This is a genomic window from Nonomuraea sp. NPDC004702, from assembly GCF_053601695.1.
The window spans coordinates 1-17261 of sequence record NZ_JBSGCE010000116.1 but is presented as its reverse complement, the minus strand read 5'-3'; the positions used below and the strand labels follow the sequence as shown (position 1 = coordinate 17261).

The window sequence follows — 17261 nt, the reverse complement described above, 5'->3', positions numbered from 1 at the left end:
GACGAGGTGAACCAGCGGGCCGCAGGGAAAGCTGCGCACCCCCTATCTCGAGCAGGTGACTCGGTTGTTCGCTGGAGGGCGGCAGGAGCTGACAAGCTGCCGGAAGTTCGTCCCGGCCGCCCGCGACTACACCGCCTGCCGGCCTGGATCTGGGGTGGCCCTCCCGAGCGCGCCGAAGGCGGTGGCCCGCGCCACCGCCTTCGATGCGTCCGCTGTGCCCACGCTCGGGGCCTACACCCCGGCGCCGATCGGCTCGGGTGCGGCCTGCGGCGCCGCGACGGGGCCGGTACGGGAGCGCGCCGTGCGGGGGAACAGCACGACCGTGGCCAGGATGGTGCCGGCGATGATCCACCAGGCGGTGGCCAGGCCCACGTGCATCGCGACCCAGCTCAGGCCCGCCGCCGCCACCGCGCCGCCGGCCTGCAGGAACAGCGAGTCGACCGACAGGAGCGTGGTGCGCTCGGCCGAGGTCGCCCGCTGGTGCAGCATCTCGCCGCGGAGCGGTTCGCTGATCCCGCAGCCGACGTACAGGCTGACGTAGCCGAGACCGGCGAGCACGATGGCCAGGGTGCCGCCGAGCGAGGTAGAGGCGGCGAGAATCGCCAGGGACAGAACGGTGACGCAGGTACCGGTGATCGCTCCCCGGCGCGAGCCGCGCCCCACCCGGGCGGCCAGCGGGGCGAGCGCGCTGCCGAGCGCGCTGCCGGCATAGCCGATGGCGCCGACCACGGCGTAGATCATGCCCGCGCTCTCCGGCTGCCCGGTGAGGTCCCGCAGCCGGCCCGGGGTGAAGATCTCGACGGAGTTGAGCACGACTCCCACGCCGGCCGCGATGAGCAGCAGCCTGCTGATGGCCCGTTCGCGCAGCCCGCTGCGCAGCCCGCCGGTGATCGCGACCGGCACGCCTCGCAGCGCCTGCCCGAACGAAGCGCGGCGGCGCGGCGGCTCCGGCATGGCCGCGAGGGTGACGACGAACTGCGCGGCGGCGGCCGTGGCCGCCAGCAGCATGGGCACCGACAGCGGGACGAGCGGCCCAAGCGACCAGGACGAGGACAGCGCCAGCGGGACGATGCCGCCAACGAGCGTGCCGCCGCACAGCGCGATGGATCCCATCGACGCGCCCCGGGCCAGGCCGGGCTTGAGGTCGGCGTCGGGGCCGTCGATGGCGTGCATGGTATCGACGTACCACGACTGGGCGGGGCCGCTGGCCAGGGCGCGGGAGACCGCCTTGAGCACGAACGCGACGGCGAACAGTGCGAAGCCGGCGGCCAGGCCCATCAGGACCAGGCTGGCCAGGCCGAAGAGCGCGGAGGCCGCGATGGTCCCGCGGCGGCCGATCACGTCGGCGAGCCCGCCGGTCGGCAGCTCCACGGTGACGACCGCGATGGAATGGATCGCCATGACGAGGCCGACGGAGGCGACGTCCATGCCGCGCTGGAGCATCAGCAGGACCATGGGCGCTCCCATCAGGCCGGCGGGTAGCCAGGCGAGGAAGCTGATGAGAGCGTAGCGGCCGGCGGCGGCGCGGGCGGTCAGGGGCGCTGTGGTGGCTGAGTCCGCTGTCATGTCCTTCACCGTAGATTCGCAAAGGCAATTTTGCAAATACAATTTTGCAAACTTGGCCTCAGAAGGACGGACCGTGCTGGTCCGCCCCTTCCGCCCGCGTTTACAGCCGATGGGCTCGCGGCCCGGCTGGCAAGGCAGCGCACGCTCGGCGGGAGGCCCGGAGCCTGGGCTCATCGCGGAAAGGAGGACATGACGACCAGCGCCACCGCCCAGCCGTCGCACATCATCACCGCCCACTCCCCGAGCCACTGGATCCGCGCCGGTCCCCGGCCGCTCGGCATCACCGTGGCGGACCGGTCGATCAGCATCGACCCGCCAGGGATTTCTTCCGGTTCGATGCGACGTCCTGGCTGGTGTGCAACTGGCCGCTGGTTCGCGACCAGTCGCTGACCGCGCGGGAATCGAACGATCAGGCGCTGGAGCAGGTCGTCCTGGACTTCATCCACGCCCATGGCCGCACCAACAGTGACGCCGCCGAGTCCTGGCAGGTGTACGGGTTCGTGTTCAGCCTTGAGCTGCTCCCCGTCGCCGGGCTGAAGGGAATCAGCCCGGCCGAGCCGCGCATGCCGCGCGAGGTGGTCACGCTGATGGCGCTGAACAAGGTCGCCGACGCCGGCACGATCGCCAACGTCGGCCCCTGCTGGCTCTTCCCCGCTGCCACTTCGGTCATATTCGACCTGGACGAGGCCACGGGTGGAATGCTGGATGAGGCCTGCGACTCGACCTTGCTCACGACGAGTCGCGCCGGGTGGAGTCGGTCAAGGCGCACGCCGCGCTCGGTGGCCGGCTGGTCCCACGGGTGCCAGTCCGTACCGGACCAGTCCGGTGGTGCGGTTCCGCGGTCCGGGGCGTCGGTGGAGGCCTTCGGCCAGGACCTGCGGGCCTTCCGCCAGGAATGGCTGAGCGCGGCCTGAGCCTGCCGCACCACCAGCCAGCAGGACTAGGGACAGGGAAGACAGACGAGGCCATGGACACCACGGACGTCACTCGGGCACTGCCGAAGCTGCTGACCCAGGCGGGGCTGCCGCCCGATCCCGCCCGTGAGGTGATCCGGATCTGGGCCCGCTCCGGTGTCGAGCGGCTGCGCTTCGCCGCCGGATCCTCGCTGGGGGCGTCCGTGGTGCTCAAGTACGCCGAGCATCCCTTTGACCGTGAAGAGCGCGCGCTGCGGTATGCCGCCCGCGGCGGCCTGCCCGTCCCACGGGTGCACGCCGCCCACTCGCGGGCTGGGCTGCTCACCATGCTGCTGGAAGATCTCGGCGACCCGATCCAGGAGGCGACCGACACCGACGGCGCCGCCGCGGCCGTCGCCCTGCATCAGATCAGCGGGCACCGATCGGGGCTGCCCGCGCTGGGAGAGGCGGAGCTGACCAGCATGCCGGGGCGGATCCTCGCCAGATTGGCCAAGCTCGACCTGGCCTCGATCGCCATCGATCAGCTCCACGCCCTGGAGGCAGCCGCATCATCCCGGGCAGCCGGGGCGGCAATGGCCCCGTTCGGGCTGTGCCATTCGGAATACCACCTCACCTCCGTGCACATCGGCCAGCGCGGGCGATATCTGCTGGACTTCGCTCGTGCTTTCGTCGGCCCTGGCCTGCTGGACATGGCTTCCTGGCACGGCACGCTGCGGGCTCCCGACCCCGACCGGCTGTACCCCCTGCTGGAGGACTACGTCGCCTACGGCGGTCCCGCCCACACGCTGACCCGCCGTGGCGGTCTACCCGCCCAGCGGTGGGCTTTGGGCTGGCATCGGGTCTGGGTGGCCGACTGGTTCGCCGAACAGATCGAGCGCGGCTGGGCACGTGAAAAGCCCCAGGCATGGATCAACGCGATCACCCGGCACCTGAACGACGCAGCCGACCTGCTGGCTGGCTGAGCGCGCGGCTCCACCCGGAGTGGACCCGGCAGATGGATATCGGCCCCAATACGAGCGTGCTGGGGGAGCAGACTGGAGCGCGCGTGGTGGAGCTGGGCCGCGGCGCGGGCCCACAACCTGGCGGCCCTCGTCGCCGTCCACGGCGCGGACGGCATCGGTGTCGATCAGGACCTGGCCCAGATCCCCCGGGCCCACACCGGGCACGGCCACCTTTCCGGCCCGCGCTTCGTCCACGCCGACGCTGAAAGCCTCCTGACCCACCTGCCATGGGCTGGTCTTGACGTGATCATCCCGATCTTCGGGGGTTCGGCTTCGCCCGTGCCGCGTTCGACAAGGGCGCGTTCGATCCGGTCTCCGTCGCCGAGCTCGCCATCTTGGACTTCGCTATCGCACTCGCGCGAGGCCGGTTCGAGTTCCATCTCATGGACGCTCGGCGGCGCGACCTCCCCGCCGAGGGGCGCGGTTCGCGCCATCGATTCCGACCCTACCCCGCGGCCTTGGCATCACGAGGAGCTGAGGGGGAGTAGGAACGGCATCCCGTTGCCCGGCTTGGCCGCGCTCACCGGGGGCGGCATGGTCACAGTGCGTGTGACGCGGTCAGATGCCGTGTCGTCCGACACCATCGGCCATCGCGGCCTGGGAGGGTCGGCACTACGGAGTGGTCGACGCCGTCGAGCCGCGTCGCATTCGAGTAGGTCACCCACCGGTGATCGATACTCGGCTGGCCGCCGGTCATGTCGGGACCAAGGGGGAGCGCGACCTTCGCTCCCAATGTCGGTGTGTCGTTCTCCATGACCAGGGCGGGAGGATGAACGCCATGCTGGTCTTGGCGAGCGGCACCATGGGCGGCACGGTAGCGCGCGGGGGCCTCGGCGGCGGGTCGCTCCAGGGGGCGAGCGTACGCGCGGCGGCTGCGGCTCGTCCATCTGTTCGAGCCTGACACGCGACGTTCGCGGCGTTGACGATGGCCTGTCCGGTTCGCGTCCCGCGACCTTCGCTGCATGGTCTCTCTGTAGAGAACGCTGCCGGGCGAACGCGGCTCTCGGGAGGGCTCCGGTTCGGGAGCGGATTTGAGGGCGCGTGGGCCGTCTCAGTGGCCTCGGCCGTCCTGCACCGCTTCGCATGAGTGCTATCTGGGCCTTTGTCGGGTCAGCCGGCGGTGCCGAAGATGGTCGCGATCATGCCGCGTACGGCGGCGAGCTGATCGTCGGCCAGGTCGCCCACCTTGGACTTGAGCCGGGCGGCCGCCACGGTGCTGACGCGGTCCACCATAGCGGCGCGGTCCTCGCCGACGTCGACCACGAAGGCGGTCAGGGCGTGCGCCATGTCGGCGGCCTCGACGTGCGCGGTGAGCACGTTGTCGCCGTACAGCGTGTGGTAGAAGTCGCCGGAGACGATCAGGCGGACGTCGTTGCGGTCGCCGAGCTGGACGGTCCATAGCTCGCCGAATCGGTGGCTCACGCAGCCTGGCCGCGGCGCTCGTCAGTCGCCCGGGTGATGTCCTCGGCGGTAGCACGCTCGTCGACCTCCTGGGAGGCGACCGCGCCGGCGCCGTACACCGTGGCGCGGGCCGCCGGCGTGTGGCTGGCGGCGATCTCGCGGAGGGCGCCGCGCGCCAGGACGGCCGAGACGCTGAGCCCGTTCTCCTCGGCGTACTTGCGGACCGCGTTCAAGATCCACGATTCCATGCTGATTGACGTCTTCTCTATTGCCATACCTGGAGTGTACTCCGTTGGTATTACTCGGGGTAGGAACATGAGGGCATCCACGCTCCGGCTTCAGACGGCATGCTGCGAGAAGGATTCGAGCATGCGAAAGATCGGGATTCCCACGGCTGCCAAGCACATGACCAGCATCGACCCTCCGATGCCGAAGAAGGTCCATGGGCTGAACCACTGGAAGCCCAGCGCCAGGAGTGCGAGGACCTCGCCAATGAAGAAGGTGGCGGCCAGGCCCATACCCATCCAAAGCCAGCGATCGACTGAGTTCCAGTGCCAATCCCACAGCCGTCCGGTATCGCCTTCGGAAGCCTTGAGGTCTCTGATGATGCGCATGCGACTTTGCAACATCATTCCTACTTCGATGACGAGAGCGATCAGGAGTGTGGGCAGCACTTGCGCGGCGGTTGCGTAGAACGCTTCGGTTCCCATGTCCAGGACTTCGCCAACGCGGGCGTGGACGTTTCCCTCGGCTCGATCGGTCGCGGGACTTTTGTCAGCGGGAATGTCGATTCCCGCTGACAAACCCACATGCTCACCATGAGCCTCGGACGGCGGCGGTAAGGCTGAGGACGCGATGAGCGAGTACCTCCGCAAGGCCGCGAGCGCACCGCCCGCCGTGGCGGCCTCGGCCGACCGCGCCACGACCCCCTACTGGGCCTACCTGGCCAGCCTCGATGACGCCGAATCCCGCCGCGCGGTGAAGGGCCTCCTCGACCTTATCGCCCACCTCAAGCCGGCGAGGCCCGTCTGGCCGCGACCCGGCGGGACCGGACCCAGCCGCGCTGGCTACCACCGAGAGACGGTCCCACTGGCGTCCGCTACGGTCTGAGCGAACCCAGCGCATCCGCTCCAGGATCGCCACCGCCACCGCCCGCGGGAAGACACCGCCCCAGAACTCTGGCCGACCGCGTACCACAACAAGCACAACGTCCCCCCGCCCCTGGGCCGCTACCTGGCCGACGAGCGTGTCGGCGCGCGGTCCGCCACTCGCGACACCGACCTCAATCCCAACCCGGACGACCTCGAGGACAACGCCCACCACGAGCGGCCGCGCCGTACCCCGCTACGCGACGGCCCCGCTCGCCGCCTTGTACCCGACCGGCACCCGCCGATCCAAGCCGGCCGGGGTAGCCCTGGCCGACCACGACCCCGCCCACAGATCCCCGCGCGTCAGGCACGACAAGCGGAACCAGCAGCGGATCATCGGGAAGGCGAAGACCATGGCGTGAATCATCAGGCGCCGGCAGCGACGGTGATCTCCACCCGCCGTGCGATCTCGAAGAGCTCAGCGGCGGTGGCGTGGGGTGGAAAGCGCTCGACGACCCGGTGGTGCACGTGTGCTCGCGTCATCCGCCAGGAGTGCCAGCTCCGGGGCATGACCCTCTCGCAGATCGGGCAAACGCTGTTGGAGCGACTGCCTGGGTTGTCGCCGCTGGAAGCGTACCGCTTGACGCGCGGCTGGACCAGGTCCGAGGCAGTGAGCGAGCTCCGAGCCCTGTATGAGGCGGACCTGCGTTCGCCGCCGGCGGTCAACACCGGCATGTTGTGCCGGTGGGAGCACGGCGCGGTTGGCCTGCCGGCCGCTATCAGCATGGTGCGTCGTCAATGGGGTCGGCCTTCTCGTCGCCGCACACTCTCTCTCGTACTGTAATCACGTCAACACGGTTCGTGACAGGGCTACGGTGGGGCATGGCCTGATCGTGGTGCTCCTTCCGGCGCGCACCCGCCGGGCGATCACCGCGCGGCCGCGTCCAGTCCAGCGGCATCGCGTACAGGCGGCCCAGCATGTGCCGATAGTCGGCCGGGCTCACGGTCCCGCCTATTCTGCTCCAGCGTTTCGACGACGCCCTTGCTCTCCACCACCCGCCACACACCCCAGACCGGCCAGACCAGGCCGACGTCGCACAGGTGCGCCGGGACCTGCGGGCAGACCGCGCCCAGTTCGACGCCGCCGACCTGGCCGGGCTCATCGCCGCGCTGCCCAGCCTCGCCGTAACCGCCCAGACCATGGCCGAACACACCGACGATCCGGCCGGATGGGCGCCGCCATCCGCTCTCTACAACCTGGCCACCGACACCCTCAACAAGATCGGGCGTAAGGACACCGCACGCCTCACCGCCGACCGCGCCATGATCTACGCGGCCCGCAGCGAAGACGGCACCGCCCGGGCCGCCTCCGCCCGGGCCCTCGGCATGATGCTCCGCGGCCAGAACCGGCACGATCTCGCCGCTCAGGTGATGACCCAAGGCCTCAACCATGCCACCACGCCCGCCACCCACACCACCGGCCAAGCGTCCCTGCGCCTGCGCCTGTTGTGAGCCCTGGCCTACACTCACGCCTGGTCTGGAGACAAGGCACGCGCCCTCGAAGGGATGGCAGACGCCGAGCACCGCGGCGCGGCTTGCCATGACCCGACCAGCCGCAGTCGGCTTCGCCACCCTCCATTGGGACGACGTCCTCTATGCGCTCGGCGACCCCAGTGCCCCCTCCATGCCGCCCGCCACCTGCGCACCCACATGTTCCCTACACCTGAGCGGCGCGGACGCTTCCATACTGACCTGGCTGCGCCGCCTGGGCAGCAGGACGCTCGCGCCGCCGCCGAACTGCTCGCAGCCCACCAGCACGCCCCCGCCGAGGTGACCGGGCGGCCATCTATCCGCAATATCGCCGCCACCCTCACCGACCGTCACCCTCCAGTGATCGAGGTACGCCATCTCACGCAGGCCATCAGGCACCCCGCCATCGTTCCGCCGGGCCTCTGACTCGCCGCCCCACAGATACTTACCGCTTCACCCTGCGGAAACAGGATCACGCGAAGATCAACTCATGCACCATGTCCGTAGAGGTGACCCAGATCCCTGGCGATCGATGTGAGAGTCCGGCCCGGCCTCGACAACACCGGTGCCAACGCGTTGGCCTTGAACTCGGGCGGGTGCTTCTCCAGCACCATCAGCGATATCTCTTCCTCTGGACCTCAAGATCCAGTCTTCAAGGCAGCCACATTCGTGGGGAAGGCCCGGTGCGTCTCGAGCCTTCGCTGAATGCTTCCTGGACGAAGGCGGCACCGGAAGTCGCCTTATGGCTGACTTCGCACCATTGTCAGCCCCTGGCTAGCTGTCATCGCGTCCGCTGCCCACCCTCACGCAGGTCAGGCAAGCCCACTGTTGGAGCCGTGGCGGGTTACAGCCGGCTCCGGAGGTAGTCCATTGGCGACCGCTTGACGAACCATCTCGTGAATTTCCTGCAGTCGGCAGGAGGGCAGCTGGGCGGCGAGAATCGCCAGATCCCGCAGACCTTCGATGCGATTGACGTGCAGTACCACCTTGCTACTGGGGCTCAACTCGATGCCGAGATCCTGCTCAACGGCATCGGGGTCTAGGCGAAAGAAGGCCGCGATCGCCGTAAGGGTGTGCTCGTCCACCTTGGTCGTTCGAGTGGAGTCCAGCAGGTTCATGAGGGTTTGATGGCTCGGTCCCTGACCGCCGTTGCCGTCTCTGATCGCTGCCGAGAGTTCACGGACGCTGCCCCAGTTGTTGCCCATGAGACCGTCCAGCCACGCTGCCACGTGGGCAGGCGACACCGTTACGGCCATCGGACGGCTCCTCCTGCGTCAGGATGTGGGACCCCTGATCTTCAATCTACCGCCTTGCAGGTGATCACGCCAGCCTGAGGTGCGATCACCGGGATCCATCGTGCGGGCCCCACCAGGTAGACGCGGGGTTCAGACACTGAACGCGACCGAGAGGAAGGCGATCGCCGTGGTTGCGGTGGCTGGATCGTCCGACGTTGCCCCGCTGGCCGGCTTCGATATCTCGGTGACCACCGTGCCGGCCCCGCCGCGGGGCGGCGCGCCCCACATGACCTACATCGAGTCCCGCGCTCGGACGCTGGGCGAGCAGCTTCGCCCCGGCGCGACGGTGGCCCTGGAGTCCACGGCCTATCCGGGGATCACCCAGGAGCTGCTGCCGCCGATCCTGGAGGAGAGTTCGGGACTCAGAGACGGGGTGGACTTCCTGGCTGGATTTAGTCCCGAACGCATCGCTCTGGGGAACACGAGGTGGTCGTTCGAGGGACTGCCCCAAATGGTCTCCGGAATCGACCCCGAATCACTCCACGAGATCGGGGGTTTGGTTTCTCGGACGGCATCTTTCAGACCACGGTTGCCGCGTCCGGGACGAGGGTCGCCGAGATGGCCAAACTGATCGAGAACCTCTTCCGGTTCGTCAACGTCTCCCTGGTCAACGAAGTGGCGACTCCGGCGGCTCTCCTCGGCGTGAACATCTGGGAGGTGATCGACGCCGCCGCAGCCAAGCCCTTCGGTTCGCGCGGTTCCCACTGCGTCGCGGACGGCCTCGACGGCCGCATGGTGACCCTCTCCGTCACCTCCGGCCACGCCAGCCAGAAGGTGTCCTCCCGGCTCGGCATCGCTACCAGCACCGCGACCGTGAGCCGGGCCCCGGCCGCCCTAGCCCGCGACGTCCCGGTCCGACTGGAGGAGGCGATATACCCGCATCAGCTGGTCAAGGGCACGCCGACCGTGAAGGAACGGAGGTGCCTGGCGGCATCTACGCCACGCTGATCTAGGCCGGCCCCCGCGGCCGTCGCCCGGCGCACCGTGGGGGCGCGTCTCGCGACCGGCGGCGAGGCAAAGCCGCTCACGCTGTCGACTGCGGCGTGGACGCTGACCGCCGGCCAGGTCGTCGCGGACGAGCGGGGCCGGGCGGTCGAGCTGCTGCGCAGTGGCCAACCTGGCGCGCATCCGCTTCATAGAAGAGAAGGTGCCGTTGTAACCGTCCATGCCGGCGGCGCGCAACGGCTCGGCCACGGCCGCCAGATCGAGGCCGGGGCCGAGACGCTTGTGGCGCTCGACGAGCGTGATCACCACCCCCACCTCGCGCGGTTCACGGGCCAGGGCGACTGCTTGTCGAGCTCGGTGCCAATGGCGGCGCGGGCCAGAGATCTTCTCGGCGAAGACGCTAGTGAGGCCGGCGGCCTTGAGCGCGTCGAGTTGGGTCTCCAGAGACTAACGGACGATGGAGGCGCGGGCGTAGCCGACCCGCGCGTGCGCGGCCGATGCGGCGTTAGCCGCCACCGGGCGGAGCGGCTCGATTCAGCCCGTGCCCGGCGCGCGGAGGCTCCGGGCACGGACGTTGAACGCCTTCGCGAACGCGGGATGAGCTGTGTGGTACTGGACGGTCACCTTGCCCCGACCCCTACGACAGGGCTCGCCGACCCGGGCGGCTTAGGCCGACATCGGGCTGTCGGTGGATATCCCGCACCTCATCGCTGATCGACGCCGCTCATACTCTCAGTCAGATATCGCGGGCTGTTCACCGAGTAGGCCAACGCGCCACTGATCCAAGCGTGGAGCCCATGTATGAAGGCGGTCAGGGGCTCGTCCTGGCGGATGAGAAGCTGCTGACTCAAGTCTACGACGCGAGTGAGGGCTTCCTCACGCATGCCCACGATCCGCTCGAAGGCCTCGGGGATTGACAGTCCGGCATGAGTGGTAAGCACGGACACGAGATTGTTCACGGCGTTGGCCGTCAGCCGCTCCTTGCGCCAGCTGATCAAGTCATTCTCCAAATTGACCGCATCGACAGTATGCGAGTGGATGGCCCGCACCTGCGGATCCGCCCATAAGGACGCGGACAGGGGACGCTCAGCGGCGATGTCGATGAGCGCGATGACCGTGTGCATGGCGCCGGTGAGCCGTCGCATGATGACATACGCCTCAACCGTCGGCACCTGGTGATGGCTGCGGTTGGCCAGCTCCCACAGTTGTGCCAGGAGGTACTCGTTGGTGGCCGCGCTCCAGCGATGGAGTTGTTCGGTGTTGGAGACGGCGGCGACGCGGGAGTAGATGTCAGCCAAGGCGCGGCCGAAGCCCGACCTGCTCCGCGCGTCCCCCATGAGGATCGCGCGTAGTTCTGGAATGATCTGCACCGTTGCCTGGGCGTTATGTTCGCAGATGACGTCATCAATCGCGAATAGCCAGGCGATCCAGTCGGACGCCAGCTGCAGGAGAGGCGGCCGAGCGTAAGGATAGACCCGCGCCGCGAGCTCACCATAGGATGCCCGGGCGAACTGGAGTAGCTGTGGCTGAGTAAGCACGTCGAATTGCTCGATCCAGCGCAAGCTGCTGGCCTGTACCTCAACTCGATGAGGGTGGATCGCGACGGGGAATGGGCACGTTAACGTATCGGGGCTGAACGTCTCGACCTCGTGCTGGACCGTCACAGGGCCTCCTTTGAACACCGAGTGGCCCGCTGCCTGGCAGGCCGGGGGAGCGGTGTGCTCCTTGTCCTGATTCAAGAGCGCGAGCAATCTCGTGTCAAACGCTTGACAGTAGATCGATTTGCGGCGACCCTAGGAGGGCAATTTCTCGCATGCGTCGAATCTTGCGACAGCCCGCCTGGATGTGAGCGTTCGGACGTTCTTGGCATCGCGTACCGAGCATGGATGCTCGCCGCCGGTCGAGCATTTCCTCAGTATGCGTAGCCGGGAAGCCGCAGTTTTCACTAACGCTAGCGCGATCGCAGGGGAGGTGCAGTCACGACACGGCAGGAGCTCTGTGTGCCATCGCAAGGTCACTCTGCAGGATTGTTAATGAGTCAGTCTGATGGTCGTTTTCAAGGGGATAGCCATGGCGCTGAAATTGGCTCATAGGCGGCCAGGATTCCGGCGCGATGTTGTTGGCGGCGGTCGTCTGACTCCACATGGGGCTGAATACCTACCACAGCCGGCTCGACCCGACGCGTGCCGAGAACCTGAGCGGCATAAACAATTCTCCGATACGACTCTCGTGCCCGACGTTGCTGTCGTTGCTGACGCCGCCATCGTAAGCAACGGGCGCGCCGATCGCTGGCATGAATTGTCGATGCCTCCGGCGATGTCGTGCTTCGTTTGTAATCGCGCCCAGACCGAAACGCCGAACTCTGACGCGTACGACAAATTGGCCGGACCCGTCCACGGAACGTTGGGCCAGATGTCCCATAGGCGCGGTGTCGAGGGCTGCTACGCGAGGGGCAGAGAGTGAATCGACGCTGTTGGGACCGCGGGGCGAGCCCACTACGACCTCGCTGTTTTCGGCATTGCGGGTGGCGCCATCCCGTCCTGGGGCTCCAGCCGACAAAGGCCCTCAGCTGCTGGCATCGGCCGAGCGGCGCACCGCGCCCGCCTATCGCACCAGCCATTCGTTCAGGCGCGAGCATCGGTCATCCTCGGCCCTCCGACATCCGCTGGCTGCTCGTGTCGAGAGTGTCATCGCATGAAGGTCACAGACCCGGCGTCCTAGGACGCCCGACCAATTCGCCAGATAGCGAAGTCAACCCATCTGACCGCGTGATCGGAAGCAGGCATCATGACACTCCCTAGGTGCGGCGTCTCCCAAATGATGCGGCGTCGCCGCCAACAGCATCAGTCAACCCTCGAATCGAACCGTCGCGCGGCCGCCACCACAGGCGGAGATACCACTCGCACCGACGGCCCGACGCCTCCGGAACTCCTGTTCTCATACGATCCCAGCGCCGACATGATCGTCTTCGAAACGAAGCGCGTGGTTCCGGCAGCCATGACGCCGCGGATGGCCGAACCCGGTTACGGTGGCTTCGCCCCCGCACCGGAACGAGCCTCAGCTTTCGCGCCGCCCGGAGAAACAGGCGAGTTTCCGCACTGGCCCAACCCTGGTCGCTGGCCGAGCACTATCGTGCATCGGACACGCGCGACAGCCCATGCGACTCAGATCGCGCTGGCCTACCCCCTCCGCCTAACGATTCTTCTCCTAGGCGCGCTGCGGCTGCCGCGATACGGCACCGAAAGTCCTTGAGCCAGACACATCGCGAGAAGGATGAGCGCCCGAGTCAGTCCGGGTCCCCGGCGTACGCGATGACGGTGCTCTCACCTGATCAGGCACTCCTTACCCGGATTTCCAGGACTCGCCGAACCGTCACGCGAGCCACGCCTCTACATCGGCGATCTGAACTCGGAAATTCTCGGCGGGCCCCAAAACAAAATTGCTTGCCTCCCTCATGGGGCACCGCGTTCGCGCGGGACTGTCACGCGAGAATAAACATAAATTCGGGCACTCTGCCCCAGAGACTCGGCGGACCAACCCCTTCGCCACCAGACACGACGCACGAAATGAAAGACACGAGGCAGAAATACGGTTCGCCGCACGCGGCGACTTGCCAGCGCCACGAGCCTGAACCGGAACGAGGCCCGACTCACGATGACCCAAGTAGCCGCGGGCCCTCCGCTCGCCCATCCCTTCACGAAAATCAAGCCTTCTAAGGAGGACCGATGAGCGCGCCACAGCCTGGATCCGGCGTCGTGGAACTGGGGTTGAACCCGCACATCCCCAACGTCGCTCGCATGTACGACTACATGCTGTACGGCAAGAACAACTTGGGAGCCGACAGAGCCCTCGTAGATCAACTGCCAAAAGGGGCGCGGCTGGCGGCCTGGCACAACCGTGAGTTCCTCGGCCGTGCGGTAGCGCAAGTGATACGCGAGCTCACCCTCAACCAACTCATCGACATCGGCGCCGGCTTCCCCACACAAGAAAACGTACATGAAATCGCTCAGCGCGTCAGTCCAACGGCTCGCGTGGCCTACGTGGATAACGATGTAGTTGTGGCCTGCCATGCACGAGCCTTGCTGGCGACCGATAACGCCACCATCTTCGTTCGCGGAGACCTGCACCGGATCTCGACGCTCCTGCGGGAGCAAGAGGTGCGCGAGCTGATCAGCTGGGACAAGCCGATCGTCATCGTCATGGCCGCGGTGCTGCACTTCGTCGCCAGCGAACACAATCCAGCGGCGATCATCGACACCCTCTGGTCGATGCTCCCCCCAGGCAGCGCGATCATCTTCACGCATGCGTGCACAGACGGAGTCTCGTCAGCCGACGTCGCCTTGATGACGGAGCTGTATCAGCAGTCGAACGCGCCCCTCTACGCTCGCTCCAAACAGGAAATCATCCAGCTGTTCGGCGGAAGTTGGATGTGGTTGGACCCGTCATCGAAACTCGCCGACGACGAACGCCCCGACCAGCCCCGCCTTGTCAGCGACGGCTTGGTGCCCGTTCAGATGTGGAGGCCTCACTCCGACGCGCTGCTTGAGGAAGCGGTGGACGTATTCATCGGTGGTGTGGCCGTGCGCCACGAGCCGGGCGAGACCGCAGCGTGAGTTGAGCTAGCTCCGCTTTGACGGACACCATCGTTGTGCTGGTCAGGCCGGTGCGGCGGGCTTCGTCGTCGGCACGGCTACGGTAGCCCAGGCCGCTGTGCGGGCGGTGCGGGTGGACCAGGAGCGAAGGCTGAGGAGTTCACAGGTTTCTGTACTCCCAGCGACCGTGATCACATCGCAGTGGGTGGCCGGGCCGGCCTAGTAGTACTTTGTTAGGTCTGCCGGTGACGGTTGCGGTGTAGCGGTTGTAGTCGTTGATGGCAGGTCGGCCTCGATGACTCAAGGGACGGTCGTCCCGGCTGAGCTGTGCGGGCAGGCGGAGGTTTCCACCTGATCGTCTGTTTCCTTTGTGCTCCGGGGTGTGGGTGGCCGCCCGAGGCGCTCGGTGGGCGGCGGTTTCCACGGGCCCGCGCGGCTGTTGGTCACTCCTTCCTTTTCTCAGTGGGACACATTCGAGCTGGTCAGGTGGGGGCTGGCAGAGCGCACAGGCGCTGCCAGCAGATCAGGAACGCCTTCTTCCACGGTCAGGTGGCGCTGATGCTCAAGATGTGCCGGCGGGCGTGACGGGCCAGCCGAGCGGGCAGGTGCCACAGGCGGTGGCGGAGGGCTGGGGGTTCGGCGCGGGCCAGCTCCGGGTCGTCGTGCGGGCCGAGCAGGCGGGTCCAGGCGTCGAGGTCGGCGGCGAGGTTGGCGGTCAGCACCCAGCCGAGGTTGACGTTCCATGTCTTGGACGGCAGGTTGCGCAACCCCATCGCGTTGTTGGTGCGCACTCGGTCCTCGACTTCGGCGTGGTCGCGGTGGACGGCGTCGATGAAGGCGAGTTGATGGCTGCCGGGGATGCCGCGCAGGCCGCGTGGCCCGAGGTTGGTCGCGATGATGGCGTACTTCCAGCCGGTCTTGTGTTCCAGGTCGGTGAGCTGCCCCGCGTCGCGGGCTGAGGGCCGTACGCGGTGGACCAGCAGCCGCACGCCCCACAGCGTTGCGCGTTCGTCCAGGCCGGTGAGCTCGGCCACCCGCGCGTGCTCGTGGACCTCGCCGTCCTGGCGGATGGCTGCCCGCCAGGCCGTCTCGGGCAGTTTGGCGATCGCGGTCTCGTCCGTCTCGGGTGATCTTCCATCCGACGGTGAAACGGACCGTGCGCCGGGTGGTGTTCAGGCCCTTCATGTGCTCGACCAGGTCGTGGGTGGCGCCCGCGCCGTCGATCCTGATCCAGATCTTGGCCGGAAGCTGTCGGGGATCCGCCTGAGGGCTTCGGTGAGAACCAGTACGTGGTCGACCACGGTGTTGGAGCCGGCCGATCCGGTGCGCGGCAACATCGCGAGCGATTCGTGCGTGTTGGCGCACCAGGCGGCCAGCGGGTGAAAGCCCCAGCCCTTCTTGAACGTTGCCGAGGCGCCCTGTTTGTCGGAGTGTGCGCTGATCAGCGTGGGGTCCAGGTCGATGACCACCTAGCCGGTCAGGACCTTGCCCGCCACCTGCAGCCAGGGGAATCCCGTCTCGGTTCCGGCGATCAACCGCCACACGTGCTGCCGCACCCGCGCCCGAGCTCGGGCGATCCAGGACTGCGGCTGGTCCGACGTCCCGACGGGCTCCAGCGCTCGCCGCACGGTGGAGTCCGAGGGCGGCTTTCCGAAGAGCTGCTCCTGGTGGGTGAGCAGGACGATCCGCCGCATGCTGGTGGCTCCGAGCGCGATCGCCACCGCGAGTTGGACGAGCACCACGCCCCGGTCCCACACCGGAGATCCGCCCAGCCGGGCGAACACCGCACCCAGCGCTCCGGTTAACCCGCTCTGATCAGCGCATTTGCGCAGGAGCACGGCTCCCGCGTGGCCGACGAGCCCCTTGCCGTCCCCGCGGACAGACCAGCGGCGGTCCCATGCCGTACCGTTCACCGGAAGGTGCGTCCGTTCTCTGCGATTTCGTGATCTAGGCAATCCGATCATCGCAGCTCGGAGGCACCTTCTTTAGTTATCGATCTTCAGAACGAAATACCGGCTGAACAGCCGAGGCTGACCGTGACACCGGATCACCCCCACGGGCGTGGGGATCGGGCCAACGCTGCGACTCCGAACATCGCCGTGCGCGGGTCACCCCCACGGGCGTGGGAATCCGCGGGCGAACGCACCCGCGATCTGCTCGCCGTCCGGGTCACCCCCACGGGCGTGGGGATCGGCGCTGGACGGTGCAGTTCGGCAACCCCCATTACGGGTCACCCCCACGGGCGTGGGGATCGGACGGGCTGCCCGTCAGCGGTGCGCTGTGACGACGGGTCACCCCCACGGGCGTGGGGATCGGACGTACCAGGACGCTGGAGCCCTTGGCCTGGGCGGGTCACCCCCACGGGCGTGGGGATCAGGTCGATGCGCTGATGAGCGCCTACAGCGGAGACGGGTCACCCCCACGGGCGTGGGGATCGGGCCGCCTGCTCGGGAGAGATGCTGAGCCCGTCCGGGTCACCCCCACGGGCGTGGGGATCGGATCGTGCCGTCGTCCCGGAGAGTGACCAGCCTCGGGTCACCCCACGGGCGTGGGGATCGGGCCTCGGCAAGCTGCCGGGACTGGTCGCCCAGCGGGTCACCCCCACGGGCGTGGGGATCGGCGGGTCTGCTCAGCGGACACCCGGGCCATCCACGGGTCACCCCCACGGGCGTGGGGATCGGGTGGGCGGCTTCACCTCCTCGGTGCTGAAGAGCGGGTCACCCCCACGGGCGTGGGGATCGGACTCCCTGAGCAGCGAGAATAGCGGCGACCTGCGGCGATGCAAGTGTCGGTCATTGTCGGAGTTTTGTCTTCTGCCATGTCGTCCCAGGAGGCAATGCCACTGAGCTTATTTGGATCATCTAGTTGAGCTGCGGTTTCATGTGGCTGGCCGGTGGTGGCGCTACCTTGATCCCGTGTCTTCCAACCC

General features: G+C 67.6%; 16 protein-coding genes and 1 CRISPR repeat array. Of the genes, 6 read left to right on the top strand and 10 right to left on the bottom strand.

Annotated elements, in window-relative coordinates; translation table 11 throughout:
* Positions 1-231: 231 nt before the first annotated feature.
* Together ACWEJ6_RS51490 and ACWEJ6_RS51485 are read right to left on the bottom strand one after the other, a co-directional pair.
* A complete protein-coding gene (locus tag ACWEJ6_RS51490) occupies positions 232-1566 on the bottom strand; it encodes an MFS transporter (RefSeq protein WP_452432927.1) in 1335 nt (444 codons plus the stop codon).
* A 170-nt stretch (positions 1567-1736) separates the two neighbouring features.
* The gene (locus tag ACWEJ6_RS51485) at positions 1737-1874 is read right to left on the bottom strand and encodes a hypothetical protein (protein ID WP_452432925.1); all 138 of its coding nucleotides are present in this window, start codon (positions 1872-1874) and stop codon (positions 1737-1739) included.
* 45 nt (positions 1875-1919) lie between these two features.
* Here ACWEJ6_RS51485 and ACWEJ6_RS51480 point away from each other — a divergent pair, with 45 nt between their 5' ends.
* Both ACWEJ6_RS51480 and ACWEJ6_RS51475 read left to right on the top strand, forming a co-directional pair.
* Positions 1920-2480 carry a hypothetical protein gene (locus tag ACWEJ6_RS51480; RefSeq protein WP_452432923.1) on the top strand — a complete coding sequence of 187 codons (561 nt, stop codon included), beginning with the start codon at positions 1920-1922 and terminating at the stop codon, positions 2478-2480.
* A 53-nt stretch (positions 2481-2533) separates the two neighbouring features.
* Positions 2534-3442, top strand: coding sequence for a hypothetical protein (locus tag ACWEJ6_RS51475; protein WP_452432921.1), 909 nt, complete (start codon positions 2534-2536; stop codon positions 3440-3442).
* Positions 3443-4591: 1149 nt separating this feature from the next.
* Here ACWEJ6_RS51475 and ACWEJ6_RS51470 read toward each other — a convergent pair.
* The 3 genes from ACWEJ6_RS51470 to ACWEJ6_RS51460 all read right to left on the bottom strand — a co-directional run bounded on the left by ACWEJ6_RS51470 (position 4592) and on the right by ACWEJ6_RS51460 (position 5691).
* Positions 4592-4903: a type II toxin-antitoxin system PemK/MazF family toxin gene (locus ACWEJ6_RS51470; protein WP_452432920.1), complete on the bottom strand. Its 312-nt coding sequence runs from the start codon at positions 4901-4903 to the stop codon at positions 4592-4594.
* A complete protein-coding gene (locus ACWEJ6_RS51465; RefSeq protein ID WP_452432919.1) occupies positions 4900-5130 on the bottom strand; it encodes a hypothetical protein in 231 nt (76 codons plus the stop codon). The genes ACWEJ6_RS51470 and ACWEJ6_RS51465 overlap by 4 nt, the downstream gene beginning before the upstream one ends.
* A gap of 90 nt (positions 5131-5220) precedes the next feature.
* The gene (locus ACWEJ6_RS51460; protein WP_452432918.1) at positions 5221-5691 is read right to left on the bottom strand and encodes a hypothetical protein; all 471 of its coding nucleotides are present in this window, start codon (positions 5689-5691) and stop codon (positions 5221-5223) included.
* A 1380-nt stretch (positions 5692-7071) separates the two neighbouring features.
* Here ACWEJ6_RS51460 and ACWEJ6_RS51455 point away from each other — a divergent pair.
* Positions 7072-7482 (top strand): hypothetical protein, encoded by a 411-nt coding sequence (locus ACWEJ6_RS51455; protein ID WP_452432916.1) that lies wholly within the window; start codon positions 7072-7074, stop codon positions 7480-7482.
* 830 nt (positions 7483-8312) lie between these two features.
* Here the strand turns inward: ACWEJ6_RS51455 and ACWEJ6_RS51450 are convergent.
* Complete coding sequence (locus ACWEJ6_RS51450; protein WP_452432914.1) at positions 8313-8756, bottom strand: hypothetical protein; 444 nt, start codon at positions 8754-8756, stop codon at positions 8313-8315.
* A 79-nt stretch (positions 8757-8835) separates the two neighbouring features.
* Between ACWEJ6_RS51450 and ACWEJ6_RS51445 the strand changes: the two genes are divergently transcribed.
* Both ACWEJ6_RS51445 and ACWEJ6_RS51440 read left to right on the top strand, forming a co-directional pair.
* Positions 8836-9366, top strand: a complete 531-nt coding sequence (locus ACWEJ6_RS51445; protein WP_452432912.1) for a hypothetical protein — start codon at positions 8836-8838, stop codon at positions 9364-9366.
* Positions 9354-9743 carry a hypothetical protein gene (locus tag ACWEJ6_RS51440; RefSeq protein ID WP_452432910.1) on the top strand — a complete coding sequence of 130 codons (390 nt, stop codon included), beginning with the start codon at positions 9354-9356 and terminating at the stop codon, positions 9741-9743. The genes ACWEJ6_RS51445 and ACWEJ6_RS51440 overlap by 13 nt, the downstream gene beginning before the upstream one ends.
* 701 nt (positions 9744-10444) lie before the next feature.
* Here the strand turns inward: ACWEJ6_RS51440 and ACWEJ6_RS51435 are convergent.
* Positions 10445-11404 carry a terpene synthase family protein gene (locus ACWEJ6_RS51435; protein WP_452432909.1) on the bottom strand — a complete coding sequence of 320 codons (960 nt, stop codon included), beginning with the start codon at positions 11402-11404 and terminating at the stop codon, positions 10445-10447.
* Positions 11405-13465: 2061 nt separating this feature from the next.
* Between ACWEJ6_RS51435 and ACWEJ6_RS51430 the strand changes: the two genes are divergently transcribed.
* Complete coding sequence (locus ACWEJ6_RS51430; protein ID WP_452432907.1) at positions 13466-14353, top strand: SAM-dependent methyltransferase; 888 nt, start codon at positions 13466-13468, stop codon at positions 14351-14353.
* A gap of 524 nt (positions 14354-14877) precedes the next feature.
* Here ACWEJ6_RS51430 and ACWEJ6_RS51425 read toward each other — a convergent pair.
* From ACWEJ6_RS51425 to ACWEJ6_RS51415, 3 genes are all read right to left on the bottom strand, one after another.
* Positions 14878-15366, bottom strand: a complete 489-nt coding sequence (locus ACWEJ6_RS51425) for a transposase (protein ID WP_452432905.1) — start codon at positions 15364-15366, stop codon at positions 14878-14880.
* Between the two features lie 147 nt (positions 15367-15513).
* Positions 15514-15801: a transposase gene (locus ACWEJ6_RS51420; protein ID WP_452432903.1), complete on the bottom strand. Its 288-nt coding sequence runs from the start codon at positions 15799-15801 to the stop codon at positions 15514-15516.
* Complete coding sequence (locus tag ACWEJ6_RS51415; protein ID WP_452432902.1) at positions 15802-16245, bottom strand: hypothetical protein; 444 nt, start codon at positions 16243-16245, stop codon at positions 15802-15804.
* Between the two features lie 130 nt (positions 16246-16375).
* Positions 16376-16831: direct repeats of the CRISPR family, unit length 29 nt; unit sequence CGGGTCACCCCCACGGGCGTGGGGATCGG.
* Positions 16832-17261: the final 430 nt, after the last annotated feature.

What these genes read in the sequence shown, in the direction of transcription:
- ACWEJ6_RS51485 (WP_452432925.1), bottom strand. Translation starts at nt 1,874, where the DNA reads ATGCTGATCGACCGGTCCGCCACGGTGATGCCGAGCGGCCGGGGACCG.
- ACWEJ6_RS51430 (WP_452432907.1), top strand. Translation starts at nt 13,466, where the DNA reads ATGAGCGCGCCACAGCCTGGATCCGGCGTCGTGGAACTGGGGTTGAAC.
- ACWEJ6_RS51465 (WP_452432919.1), bottom strand. Translation starts at nt 5,130, where the DNA reads ATGGAATCGTGGATCTTGAACGCGGTCCGCAAGTACGCCGAGGAGAAC.
- ACWEJ6_RS51475 (WP_452432921.1), top strand. Translation starts at nt 2,534, where the DNA reads ATGGACACCACGGACGTCACTCGGGCACTGCCGAAGCTGCTGACCCAG.
- ACWEJ6_RS51440 (WP_452432910.1), top strand. Translation starts at nt 9,354, where the DNA reads ATGGCCAAACTGATCGAGAACCTCTTCCGGTTCGTCAACGTCTCCCTG.
- ACWEJ6_RS51490 (WP_452432927.1), bottom strand. Translation starts at nt 1,566, where the DNA reads ATGACAGCGGACTCAGCCACCACAGCGCCCCTGACCGCCCGCGCCGCC.
- ACWEJ6_RS51450 (WP_452432914.1), bottom strand. Translation starts at nt 8,756, where the DNA reads ATGGCCGTAACGGTGTCGCCTGCCCACGTGGCAGCGTGGCTGGACGGT.